Source organism: Micromonospora coriariae, from assembly GCF_900091455.1.
Lineage (GTDB): Bacteria > Actinomycetota > Actinomycetes > Mycobacteriales > Micromonosporaceae > Micromonospora > Micromonospora coriariae.
In genome coordinates this window covers 3,958,959-3,970,960 of record NZ_LT607412.1, presented here as the reverse complement: position 1 = coordinate 3,970,960, position 12,002 = coordinate 3,958,959, and the positions used below count along the sequence as shown (strand labels likewise).

Annotated in this window: 10 protein-coding genes; 3 read left to right on the top strand and 7 right to left on the bottom strand. The window is 72.8% G+C overall.

From position 1 onward, the window contains the following. The first annotated feature begins 58 nt into the window (after positions 1-58). Positions 59-487, top strand: coding sequence for a globin (locus GA0070607_RS18620; protein WP_089019346.1), 429 nt, complete (start codon positions 59-61; stop codon positions 485-487). A 33-nt stretch (positions 488-520) separates the two neighbouring features. Here the strand turns inward: GA0070607_RS18620 and GA0070607_RS18615 are convergent, their stop codons facing one another. From GA0070607_RS18615 to ettA, 4 genes are all read right to left on the bottom strand, one after another. Then, positions 521-1,105, bottom strand: coding sequence for a type III secretion system chaperone family protein (locus GA0070607_RS18615; protein WP_089019345.1), 585 nt, complete (start codon positions 1,103-1,105; stop codon positions 521-523). 131 nt (positions 1,106-1,236) lie between these two features. Then, positions 1,237-1,980: a serine/threonine-protein kinase gene (locus GA0070607_RS18610; RefSeq protein ID WP_089019344.1), complete on the bottom strand. Its 744-nt coding sequence runs from the start codon at positions 1,978-1,980 to the stop codon at positions 1,237-1,239. Continuing rightward, positions 1,977-2,423: an acyl-CoA thioesterase gene (locus GA0070607_RS18605; protein ID WP_089019343.1), complete on the bottom strand. Its 447-nt coding sequence runs from the start codon at positions 2,421-2,423 to the stop codon at positions 1,977-1,979. Before GA0070607_RS18605 ends, GA0070607_RS18610 begins: the two co-directional genes overlap by 4 nt. A 12-nt stretch (positions 2,424-2,435) precedes the next feature. Beyond that, complete coding sequence (ettA, locus tag GA0070607_RS18600; RefSeq protein WP_089021930.1) at positions 2,436-4,112, bottom strand: energy-dependent translational throttle protein EttA; 1,677 nt, start codon at positions 4,110-4,112, stop codon at positions 2,436-2,438. A 318-nt stretch (positions 4,113-4,430) separates the two neighbouring features. Here ettA and GA0070607_RS18595 point away from each other — a divergent pair, with 318 nt between their 5' ends. After that, positions 4,431-5,831: an alpha,alpha-trehalose-phosphate synthase (UDP-forming) gene (locus tag GA0070607_RS18595; RefSeq protein WP_089019342.1), complete on the top strand. Its 1,401-nt coding sequence runs from the start codon at positions 4,431-4,433 to the stop codon at positions 5,829-5,831. A 41-nt stretch (positions 5,832-5,872) separates the two neighbouring features. Beyond that, on the top strand, positions 5,873-8,434 hold the full coding sequence (gene otsB, locus GA0070607_RS18590) for a trehalose-phosphatase (RefSeq protein WP_089021929.1): 2,562 nt from the start codon (positions 5,873-5,875) through the stop codon (positions 8,432-8,434). Between the two features lie 88 nt (positions 8,435-8,522). Here otsB and cobA read toward each other — a convergent pair whose 3' ends face one another. From cobA to cobC, 3 genes are read right to left on the bottom strand one after another with little or no spacing between them, the layout of a single operon-like run. Further along, a complete protein-coding gene (gene cobA / locus GA0070607_RS18585) occupies positions 8,523-9,752 on the bottom strand; it encodes a uroporphyrinogen-III C-methyltransferase (protein WP_089019341.1) in 1,230 nt (409 codons plus the stop codon). Further along, the gene (gene cobT, locus GA0070607_RS18580) at positions 9,749-10,843 is read right to left on the bottom strand and encodes a nicotinate-nucleotide--dimethylbenzimidazole phosphoribosyltransferase (protein ID WP_089019340.1); all 1,095 of its coding nucleotides are present in this window, start codon (positions 10,841-10,843) and stop codon (positions 9,749-9,751) included. Before cobT ends, cobA begins: the two co-directional genes overlap by 4 nt. Beyond that, a complete protein-coding gene (gene cobC, locus GA0070607_RS18575; RefSeq protein ID WP_089019339.1) occupies positions 10,843-11,946 on the bottom strand; it encodes an Rv2231c family pyridoxal phosphate-dependent protein CobC in 1,104 nt (367 codons plus the stop codon). Before cobC ends, cobT begins: the two co-directional genes overlap by 1 nt. Between the last annotated feature and the right edge of the window lie 56 nt (positions 11,947-12,002).

Here is a 12,002-nt window from a genome sequence, read left to right as displayed (position 1 = left end):
ACCCGACCCACGGCGTCCGGGTCGGGCTGGCGCGACCCACACCTGGCAGGATGGAACGGTGAACCCCGCAGGCGAATCCGACCGTCCCGGCGCGTCGACAACCCTCTTCGAGGCGATCGGCGGCGAGCCCACCTTCCGCAAGCTGGTGGCCGAGTTCTACGCCGGCGTCGCCACCGATCCCCTGCTCCGGCCCATGTACCCGGAGGAGGACCTGGGCCCGGCGGCGGACCGGATGACCCTGTTCCTGATGCAGTACTGGGGCGGCCCGAACACGTACTCCGCCCAGCGGGGGCACCCCCGGCTGCGGATGCGGCACGCGCCGTTCCGCATCGGCCTGGCCGAGCGGGACGCCTGGCTGCGGCACATGCGCCGCGCCGTGGACCGGCTCGACCTGGAGCCGGAGATCGCCGGCGCGCTCTGGGACTACCTGGAGCGGGCCGCGCACTTCATGGTCAACGCCATGGACGAACCGGCCGACGGCGCCTGACGGGCCCGTCAAGGCGCCCGCCGGGCGGAAGCCTCAGAGCAGCGCGCCCTCGTCGTGCAGCCAGTCCACGAAGCTGGTGGCCACCGCAGCGCCGCAGTCGAGCATCTCGACCAGCAGTGCGTCGTGGGTGCCGGCAGCGAGCGGCACCTGCAGCTCGGCGTAGATCGGTAACTGCCCGCGCTCGGTGGGATCACCGATGTACGCCTTGCAGAACCGACGGGTGTGGTTCCACTCGTTGACCACCCGGTAGGCCCGGTCAGCCCAGTCCGGCGGCACAGTGGCGTGCGGACGGGCCCGCATCACCAGGATCTCGTCCTCCGGCCCCTCGAGGGTGACCAGCACGGCGTGCCGCTCCCACATGGCCAGCAGGTTGCCGTCGCCGTCGGCCAGGTACCGCACGTCGAGCAGATCGAGCGCGTCGCACACCCGGCGCAGGCTCACCGGCTCGACGGTGGCCGGCATCTCGGTCAGCACGGGCCGCTCGTTGCTCGGGCAGTCGTCCCCCGGCTGGCGAGGGCTGGGCGGCCCGACCCGGACCGCGCTCTCCACTGTGATCCCGCTTCGGGTTTCCGGATCGCCGCCCTCAGCGGGACCCGGGCGCCATGACCACCACGGCATCGCTCGCGCACCTCACTCCCCAGCGGATCCAGCCGCCTACGGTGCGTTGGATCCGAGGATGGACGGTACCCGGACAGCCGGGTTGAAGCATCCCCCCAACGACCGCACCAGCCCAGAAGAATGACCAGGGGTCATCCGTTCGGACGAGTCACCAGGGGCGTGACGGCGAGATCCGTGGCCTTCTGCAACCAAGCCGCTCCGTATGGTCCCACCAGGCCGACCCAACGGCCGGCGACCCGCACCTGGACGGCGGCCTCGGCGGGCGCGCCCGTCGGGCGGTCGGCCGTGCCCAGGAAGCCCATCCGGATCAGCCCCTGCACCAGTCGCTGCGGCACCTCCACCGGCGGAGCAGGCGGGTCGTCCGGAGTGACCAGCACGGCCACGTGGTCGAGCAGCGCGTCGCGCAGCGCGCGCTGGCCCACCGCGCGACCGGCGACGCCGTGCTCGCTCGCGGCACGCAGGGTGCCGGCCGCCGCGCCCGCGATCCGCCACAGGTCGGCGGCGGGCAGCGCCTCCACCGGTTCGCTGCGGGCCGGCGGCAGCGGCCACCGCCACTGCGCGTCCCGGCGGGCCGGCAGGGCCGCGCCGCCACGCTCCAGCTCCGCCAGCAGCTCCGGGGCCGCCACCGTGACGTCCGTGGACGCGCCGTCGGCCGGACCGCCGTCCACCGTCCGGACCACCAGCACCTGCCACGGCAGCCGGGCCCAGAGGGCGACCCGGCCGGCGGCACCGGCCGGCCGCAGCCGGACCGGCGCCACCGGATCCAGCCGGACCAGCCGGGCCAGGAAGGCACCCGCGTCGGCCACCCCGGTGAGGCCGTGCCCGGGCGGCGACGCCGCCGCCCGGTCCGGCCCAGCCGTGTCCGGCCGGGTCACGCCACGCCGCCCTGCGGAGCGTAGGTGAGCAGGAACTCCCGCTCCTCGGCGGTGATCCGCCGGGGCACCTGGCGGGTCAGGTCGAACGGCACCAGCACCGAGCGGGCCCGGCTGGCCAGCACCTCGCCGTCGTACAGCTCGTAGGCGACGGTGAACCGGGAGGCCCGGATCTCCTCCACCCACAGCTCGATCCGGACCGTGGGCGCGGCCTCCGCGGTGGCCCGGCCCAGCGCGTAGTCGACCGGGCGCAGGTAGTCGACCTCGTGCCGGCGGATCACCACCCCGTCGGCGAACGACCCGACCCCCCAGGCCCGGCCGCCGGCGAACATCAACGCCACCCGCGCCTCCTCGTACAGGGTGAGGAAGCGCGAGTTGTTGACGTGGCCGTACGCGTCCAGGTCGGACCAGCGCAGCGTGCAGTGGTAGACGAACCGGTCAGACACCGTCTCGGCCGGTCAGTCGCGGGTCAGCTTGCGGTAGGTCACCCGGTGCGGCCGGGCGGCCTCCGCGCCGAGGCGGTCGATCTTGTTCTTCTCGTACGCCTCGAAGTTGCCCTCGAACCAGAACCACTTCGCCGGGTTCTGGTCGTCGCCCTCCCACGCCAGGATGTGCGTGGCGACCCGGTCCAGGAACATCCGGTCGTGGGAGATGACCACGGCGCAGCCGGGGAACTCCAGCAGCGCGTTCTCCAGGCTGGAGAGGGTCTCCACGTCCAGGTCGTTCGTCGGCTCGTCGAGCAGGATGACGTTGCCGCCGATCTTGAGCGTCAGCGCCAGGTTGAGCCGGTTGCGCTCGCCACCGGAGAGCACCTTGGTCGGCTTCTGCTGGTCCGGTCCCTTGAAGCCGAACGCGGCGATGTACGCCCGCGACGGCATCTCGACCTTGCCGACCATCAGGTAGTCCAGCCCGTCGGAGACGACCTCCCAGACGGTCTTGTCGCCGTCGAGGCCCTGCCGGTTCTGGTCGACGTACGACAGCGAGACGGTGGGACCGACCCGGACCTCGCCGCTGGTCGGCTCCTCCAACCCGACGATGGTCTTGAACAGCGTGGTCTTGCCGACACCGTTCGGGCCGATGATGCCGACGATGCCGTTGCGGGGCAGCGAGAACGACAGGTTGTCGATCAGCAGCCGGTCGCCGAAGCCCTTGCTGAGACTGTGCGCCTCGATGACCGTGCTGCCCAGGCGCGGACCCGGCGGGATCTGGATCTCCTCGAAGTCCAGCTTCCGGGTCTTCTCCGCCTCGGTGGCCATCTCGTCGTACCGGTCCAGGCGTGCCTTGGACTTGGTCTGCCGGGCCTTGGCGTTGGAGCGGACCCACTCCAGCTCCTCGGTGAGGCGCTTCTTCATCTTGGCGTCGCGGCGACCCTCGACGGCCAGCCGGGCGGCCTTCTTCTCCAGGTACGTGGAGTAGTTGCCCTCGTACGGGTAGGTGCGGCCGCGGTCCAGCTCCAGGATCCAGTTGGCCACGTTGTCGAGGAAGTACCGGTCGTGCGTGATCGCCATGACGGTGCCGGCGTACTTGGCCAGGTGCTGCTCCAGCCAGGAGACGCTCTCCGCGTCCAGGTGGTTCGTGGGCTCGTCGAGCAGCAGCAGGTCGGGCGCCTCCAGCAGCAGCTTGCAGAGCGCGACGCGGCGGCGCTCACCACCGGAGAGCTGGGTCACGTCGGCGTCCGGCGGCGGGCAGCGCAGGGCGTCCATGGCCAGTTCGAGCTTGGAGTCGACGTCCCAGGCGTCGAGGTGGTCCAGCTCCTCCTGGAGCTTGCCCATCTCCTCCATCAGCTCGTCGGAGTAGTCGGTCGCCATCTGCTCGGCGATCTTGTTGAACCGCTCCAGCTTGGCCTTGGTCTCGGCGACCGCCTCCTCGACGTTGCCGAGCACGGTCTTGGCGTCGTTGAGCGGGGGCTCCTGCGCGAGCATTCCGACGGTGTAGCCGGGCATCAGCCGGGCCTCGCCGTTGCTCGGCTTGTCCAACCCTGCCATGATCTTGAGGAGGCTGGACTTACCGGCGCCGTTCGGGCCGAGCACACCGATCTTGGCCCCCGGCAGGAAGCTCAACGTCACGTTGTCGAGCACGACCTTGTCGCCGTGCGCCTTGCGCGCCTTTTCCAGGACGTAGATGTACTGGGCCACGGTGCGGGCTACCTCCGTCGGTTGCTGTCGCATGATCGGCGGCGCGGCGCGGGCTGCGACCTCCGCCCGCCGCCGCCGGCCGGAAGCCGGCCGCGCGCACGCCATCGTCAATCCTGACAGGTACGGCCCGCTTCGCCCACATCACCCCGCCCCAGGAGTACGTCGTGCCGCTCACCGAACCACCCTGTCAACAAGATCACGATTCCGATTCAGCCCTCGCGGAGCGGGTACGGAACTCCGGCACGAGGCAACAGAGGCCGCAGCTACGCTCAGTACGCTCATCGCGGTGGACCCGTCAGTACCCGGAGGTGGCCGATCGTGACCGTCCGTAGCTCCTTTGTCGTAGTGGCGAACCGCCTGCCGGTCGACGAGGTGAGCACACCCGAGGGACGGCAGTGGCGACGCAGCCCCGGCGGGCTGGTCACCGCGCTGCATCCCGTGCTCGCCGAGCACCAGGGGACCTGGGTCGGCTGGGCCGGCGGCACAGGTGCCGCCCCCGAGCCGTTCGACCTGGAGGGCATCCGGCTGCACCCGGTCCCGTTGAGCGCCGAGGAGTTGGAGCGCTACTACGAGGGCCAGTCCAACGCGACGATCTGGCCGCTCTACCACGACGCGGTGGAGACGCCGGCCTACAAGCGCCGCTGGCGGGAGGCGTACCGCCTGGTCAACGCGCGGTTCGCGGAGGCCGCGGCGGACGTCGCGGCCGAGGGCGCGACGGTCTGGGTGCAGGACTACCAGCTCCAGTTGGTCCCGGCGATGCTCCGGGAGCTGCGACCGGACCTGCGGATCGGCTTCTTCCTGCACATCCCGTTCCCGCCGATCGAGCTGTTCATGCAGATGCCGTTCCGCACCGAGATCCTTCGCGGCCTGCTCGGCGCCGACCTGGTCGGCTTCCAGCAGCGGCTGGCCGCGCAGAACTTCGTCCGGCTGGCCCGGCACCTGCTCGGGCTCCGCTACGAGGGGCAGATGATCCAGGTCGACGGTCGGCAGGTGAAGGCGGGCGCCTTCCCCATCTCGATCGACACCCAGGAGATGGAGCGGATGGCCGCCGACCCGGCGGTACAGGCCCGGGCCAAGCAGATTCGGGCCGAGCTGGGCGACCCGAAGACGATAATCCTGGGCGTGGACCGGCTGGATTACACAAAGGGCATCGAGTTGCGGCTCAAGGCTTTCCGCGAGCTGCTGGCTGACGGAAAGTTGACAGTCCCGGACGCGGTTATGGTGCAGGTGGCCACGCCGAGTCGGGAACGCGTCGAGCACTACCAGGCGCTTCGGGTCAAGGTGGAGCGCGAAGTCGGTCGGATTAATGGTGAATTCGCCAGGGTCGGCGTGCCGGCGGTGCACTACCTGCATCAGTCGTACAGTCGCAGTGAACTGGCCGCGATGTACGTCGCTGCCGACGTCATGATGGTGACCCCGCTGCGAGACGGAATGAATCTGGTGGCCAAGGAGTACGTCGCATCGCGCGCCGACCAGGGTGGCGCGCTCGTGCTCAGTGAATTCGCCGGCGCCGCCACCGAGCTGCGCCAGGCCTTTTTGTGTAACCCGCACGACCCGGACGCGGTCAAGGACGCCCTGCTCCGGGCCGTGCACGTGGAGAAAACCGAGGCACGCCGCCGGATGCGGACAATGCAACGCCACCTGCGTACCCACGACGTGGGGCACTGGGCCAAGTCTTTCCTTTCCGAGCTTGGAGTCTCCGAGGCGGAGGCCGCGTGAACACGTCCGTCAACGACGGAGCGGCGACGGCCACCGGGGTGATGGACCCCGAGCTGCGCTCCGCCATCGGCCGGATCGCCCGGGTCCCCCAGCTCCTGATCGCCTGCGACTACGACGGCACGCTGGCGCCGATCGTGGAGGATCCGAGCACGGCCGTACCGCTGCCCGAGTCGGTGGCCGCGATCCGCGCGCTCGCCTCGCTGCCGCAGACCACCGTGGCGGTGATCTCCGGCCGGGCGCTACGCGACCTGGCCGCACTCTCCCGGTTGCCCAGCGAGGTGCACCTCGTCGGCAGCCACGGCTCCGAGTTCGACATCGGCTTCGTCGAGCGGCTGTCCCCCGAGCTGGTCGCGGTGCGCACCCGGGTGCGAAACGCGCTGCGCGAGATCGCCGCCGAGCACCCCGGCATCCGGCTGGAACGCAAGCCGGCCAGCGTCGCCGTGCACACCCGGGGGGTCGCTCCGCAGATCGCCGCCGCTGCCATCGAGGCGGTACGCAACGGGCCGGCCACCTTCGACGGCGTCACGGTCACGCAGGGCAAGGAGGTCATCGAGCTCTCCGTGGTGGCCACCCACAAGGGCACAGCGATCGACCAGCTGCGGACCCAGCTCGCGGCCAGCGCGGTGCTCTTCATCGGTGACGACGTGACCGACGAGAACGCGTTCGGCAACCTGCACGGCCCGGACCTCGGCATCAAGATCGGCCCCGGGGAGACCCAGGCCGGCTACCGGGTGGCCGAGCCGATCGAAGCGGCCCGCGCGCTCGGGCTGCTGCTGGAGACCCGCCGGCACTGGCTGTTCGGCGAGCGGGCGGTGCCGATCGAGCGGCACTCCATGCTGGCCAACGGCCGCACCGTCGCGCTGCTCACCCCCGATGCCAAGGTCAGCTGGCTGTGCCACCCCAAGCCGGACTCGGCGGCGATCTTCGCCGACCTGGTCGGCGGCAGCCCTGCCGGCCACTTCAGCATCGTCCCGGAACGCGGCGGCATCCCGCTGGGCCAGCGCTACCGCTCCGGCACGATGACCGTGGAGACCCGCTGGTCCGGGCTCACCGTCACCGACTGGCTGGACAAGCCGGCCCGGGAGACCACCCCGGACGGCCCCGCGGTGATCACCGGCGACTCGACGCTGGTCCGGGTGCTCACCGGCAGCGGCCGGGTTCGGCTGGAGTTCGCCCCGCGGCCCGAGTTCGGTCAGGTCGCCGTGCAGTTGCAGCCACTCGGCGACGGCCTGCTGGTGCTCGGCTCCAACGAGCCGGTCGCGCTCTACTCCCCCGGGGTGGAGTGGCAGGTCAACAACGACGGCGGCTACGAGACCGCCAAGGCGGTCGTCGACCTCTCCGCCGCCGGCGGGCAGGTCGTGCTGGAGCTGCGCTTCGCCACGCACAGCCTGGAGCACCATCGGGTGCCGATCCACGACCGGCAGGCCGCGGCCGAGCAGCCGTGGAAGGACTGGGTCGCCTCGCTGCGGCTGCCGTCCACCGCCCGCGACCTGGTCGCCCGCAGCGCGCTCACCCTGCGCGGGCTGTGCCACGAGGCGACCGGATCGATCCTGGCCGCGGCGACCACCTCGCTCCCCGAGGAGCTGGGCGGCGTCCGCAACTGGGACTACCGCTACTGCTGGCTCCGCGACGCGGCGCTGACCGCCCGCGCGCTGGTCGACCTGGGCTCCATCGAGGAGGCCGAGGCGCTGCTGCTCTGGGTGGACGGCTGCATCGAACGCACCGGCGGTCACCCCGAGCGGCTGCACCCGCTCTACACCATCGACGGCTACGAGCTGGGCGCCGAGGCGGTCATCGACACCCTGCCCGGGTATGCCGGCTCCCGGCCGGTCCGGGTCGGCAACCTCGCCAACCACCAGCTCCAGCTGGACGTCTTCGGCCCGATCTCCGACCTGATCGCGGCCGTCGCCGATGCCCGCGGCTCGGTCCGCGAGGACGAGTGGCGGGTGCTGGAGAACATGGTCGAGGCGGTCCGCCGCCGCTGGCACGAGCCCGATCACGGCATCTGGGAGGCCCGTCTGCCACCCCGGCACCACGTCTTCTCCAAGGTGATGTGCTGGATGACCGTCGACCGGGCGCTGCACGTGATGCGCCAGCACGGCGGCGAGGACCGGCCCGACTGGAAGGAACTCCGCGACCGGATCGCCGCCAACGTCCTGGAGCACGGCTGGCACGAGGAGGTCGAGGCGTACAGCGTCGCGTACGGCGACGAGGACATGGACGCCTCGTCGCTCTGGATCGGGCTCTCCGGCCTGCTTCCGGGCGATGACCCGCGCTTCCTGTCCACTGTGCTCCGGATCGAGGCCGACCTGCGCAGCGGCCCGGTCGTCTACCGCTACCACTGGGACGACGGCCTGCCCGGCCGCGAGGGCGGCTTCCACATCTGCACGGCGTGGTTGATCGAGGCGTACCTGCGCACCGGCCGCCGCACCGACGCCGAGGAGCTGTTCGCGCAGATGGTGCTCACCGCCGGCCCGACCGGGCTGCTACCCGAGCAGTACGACCCGCTCGCCGAGCGCGGGCTGGGCAACCACCCGCAGGCGTACAGCCACCTCGGTCTGATCCGGTGCGCCCTGCTGCTGGACAACATGCTCAAGCAGTAGTCGACAGCCAGTTCAACGACGGGCCGGAGCTGTTCTGCTCCGGCCCGTCGTCCGTCCCCGGGCTGCGACTGGTTGAGGCCGGCTGCCGTCAGGTGTCCAGCGCGTGCACCACGTCGCCGACCACGACGACCGCCGGCGGGCGCAGGTCGGCGGCGAGCAGGTCGGCGGCCACCGCGCCGAGCGTCGACCGCAGCACCCGCTGGGCGCCCGTCGTGGCCTCCTGGACGACGGCGGCTGGCGTCTGCGGAGACCGGCCGTGTGCGATCAGCGTGGCCGTGATGGCGGCGAGGTTCTTCAACCCCATGAGGATCACCAGGGTGCCTCGCAACCCGGCGAGCGCCTCCCAGCGCACCAGCGAGGCCGGTGCGTCGGGCGCGACGTGCCCGGAGACCACTGTGAACTCGTGCGCCACCGCCCGGTGGGTGACCGGGATACCGGCCGCGGCGGGGGCGGCGATCGAGCTGGTCACCCCGGGGACCACGGTCACCGGTACGCCGGCCGCCGCGCAGGCCAACAGCTCCTCGCCGCCCCGGCCGAAGACGTACGGGTCACCGCCCTTGAGCCGGACCACCAGGGCGCCGGACCGGGCGCGGTCCACCAGGATCCGGTTGATCTCCTCCTGGGCCCGGGACGGTCCATAGGGGATCTTCGAGGCGTCCACCAGCTCGACGTCGGCGCGTAGCTCGTCCAGGAGCAGTCCGGGCACCAACCGGTCGGCGACCACCACGTCCGCCTCGGTCAGCAGCCGCCAGCCCTTCACAGTGATCAGCTCCGGGTCACCCGGTCCCGCCCCGACCAGTGCCACCCGCCCGCCAGTGTTAGGAAGGGACCCTTCCTCTACCGCAGGCGTTAACAGGGGGCCCTTCCTTGCACTCAGGAGGTCACGGATGGCGTCGCGGACGGTCATCGCGCGGCGTGGGTCGCCGCCGCCGAGCACCGCCACGGTGACCGGGCCGTGCCGGGTCACCGCCGGAGTCCAGGCGGTGGCCGCCAGGCGGTCGTCGGCCCGGACGCAGAAGATCCGGCGCTCGGCGGCGACGGCGCTCACCGAGGCGGCCGCGACCGGGTCGTCGATCGCCACCTGGACCAGCCACGCCCCGTCCAGGTCATCCGGCTCGAATCGGCGGGGCACCCAGCGCAACCGGCCCGCGTCCGCCCGGGCGCGCAGCGCCGGGGTCAGCTCCGGTGCCACCAGCAGGACGTCCGCGCCGGCGTCCAGCAGCGCGGGCACCCGCCGGGTGGCGACCGCGCCACCGCCCACCACGACCACCCGCCGCCCGTCGAGCCGCAGGCCGAGGGGGTACGGGCTGGCGCTCACTTCTCGGCCACGCCCGCCGAGTCGAAGGTGGCCACCTCGTGCAGCACCCGGACCGCGCCGGTGACCACCGGCAGCGCCAGCAACGCCCCGGTGCCCTCGCCGAGGCGCAGCCCCAGGTCGATCAGCGGGTCGAGGCCGAGGTGGCGCAGCGCCACCGTCGCGCCCGGCTCGGCCGAGCGGTGGCCGGCGACCATGGCGCTGACCGCGTCCGGGGCGAACGCGGCGGCGGCGAGGGCGGCGGAGACCGCGATCACCCCGTCGAGCAGCACCGGCGTACGGCGCGCCGCGGCGCCCAGGATCAGCCCGGCCAGCGCGGCGTGCTCCAGGCCGCCGACGGAGGCCAGCACACCCAGCGGGTCGGCCGGGTCGGGCGCGTGCCGGGCCAGCGCGGCCCGCACCACCGCCACCTTGCGGGCGTACGTGGGGTCGTCGACCCCGGTGCCCCGGCCGGTGGCGTCGAGCGGGTCGGCGCCGGTGAAGGCGGCGATCAGCGCGGCGGCCGGGGTGGTGTTGCCGATACCCATGTCGCCGGTGAGCAGGATGCCCGCCCCGGCGTCGATCAACCCGTCGGCGATCCGGATGCCGGTCTGTACCGCCGCCCGCGCCTCGTCCCGGGTGAGCGCGGCGGTCACCGCGAGATCCCGGGTGCCCCGGCGAACCGACGCGGCGACCAGCCGGGGCGTGGACGGGTCGAGGACGACCGGGCCGGACGCCTCAACGACCGGCTGGACGGGCAGCGGCGTGGCCACGCCGACGTCGACAACGGTGACCGAGGCGCCCGCCTGCCGGGCGAACGCGTTGACCACCGCACCGCCGGCCAGGAAGTTCCCGATCATCTGCCCGGTGACCTCCTGCGGCCAGGGGGTCACCCCCTGGGCGTGCACCCCATGGTCCCCGGCGAAGATCGCCACCGCGGCCGGCTCGGGCAGCGGCGGCGGGCAGGCACCGGCCAGGCCGGCGAGGCGTACCGACAGCTCCTCCAGCGCGCCCAGGGAGCCGGCCGGCTTGGTGAGCCGGCCGTGCAGCGCGCGGGCGTCGGCCATCGCTGACTCGTCCGGCGGTTGGATCGCCGCGATCGTGGTCTCCAGCATCATGCCTCCATGGTCTCGCGCAGCACCTCGATGAACGCGTCGGTGGTGGTCCGGTCGCGCACCGCCACGCGTAGCCAGTCCGGGCCGAGCCCGGGAAACGTGTCACCCCGGCGTACCGCCCAGCCACGCGCGCGCAGGGCCGCCCGGACGCGGTCCGCTCCGGGCAGGTGCAGCAGCACGAACGCGCTGGCCGGGCGGCCGACGACGCGTACGCCGGGCAGGTCGGCCAGGCGGGCGGTCAGGTGGTCGCGGTCGGCGGCGAGTTCGGCGGCGATCGCGCGCTCGGCCTGGACCGCGACGGGGGTGGCGCAGGCCGACGCGGCGGCCAGCGCCGGCGTGGAGACCGCCCAGAGCGGCTGGACGGCGGCCAGCCGGGACAGCAGTTCCGGCGCGCCGAGCAGGTAGCCGATGCGCAGGCCGGCCAGGCCCCAGGTCTTGGTGAGGCTGCGCACCACGAGCAGCCCGGGCAGGTCGCGCCGCTCGGCCAGCGACTCCGGCTCGCCGGGTCGCCCGGGTACGGCGGTGGTGTCGGCGAACGCCTCGTCGACCACCAGCACCCGGCCCGGTCGGGCCAGCGCGGCCAGGGTGCGCGCCGGGTGCAGCACCGAGGTCGGGTTCGTCGGGTTGCCGATCATCACCAGGTCGGCGTCGGCGGGCACCCGGTCCGGGTCGAGCCGGAAGTCGTCGGCGGGGTCCAGCAGCACCCGCTCCACCCGGTGCCCGGCGGCCCGCAGCGCCGCCTCCGGCTCGGTGAACTGGGGGTGCACAACGACCGGCCGACGGACGCCGCGCAGCGCCTGGGCGATCAGCACGAACCCCTCGGCGGCGCCGGCGGTGAGCAGTACCTCGTTCGGGTGACGCCGGTGCCGGGCGGCGACCGCGGCCCGGGCCGGCGCCGGGTCCGGATAGCGGCCCAGGTCGGTGAGGGTGGCGGTGATCGGCCCGGCCAGCCAGTCCGGCAGCGGTGCCTGGCGGACGTTCACGGCGAGGTCGACCAGGCCGGCACCGACCTCCGCGTCGCCGTGGTGCCCCAGGTCCGGCTCGGGAACCGCGGCCGGTCCGGTCCCGGCGTCCGGTGCCACTCCGCTCGGCTGATCACGCATGTCCGCGATCCTGCCGGGAAGGTCGCCGATGGGACAGCTGATCTCCGCGTAAGCCG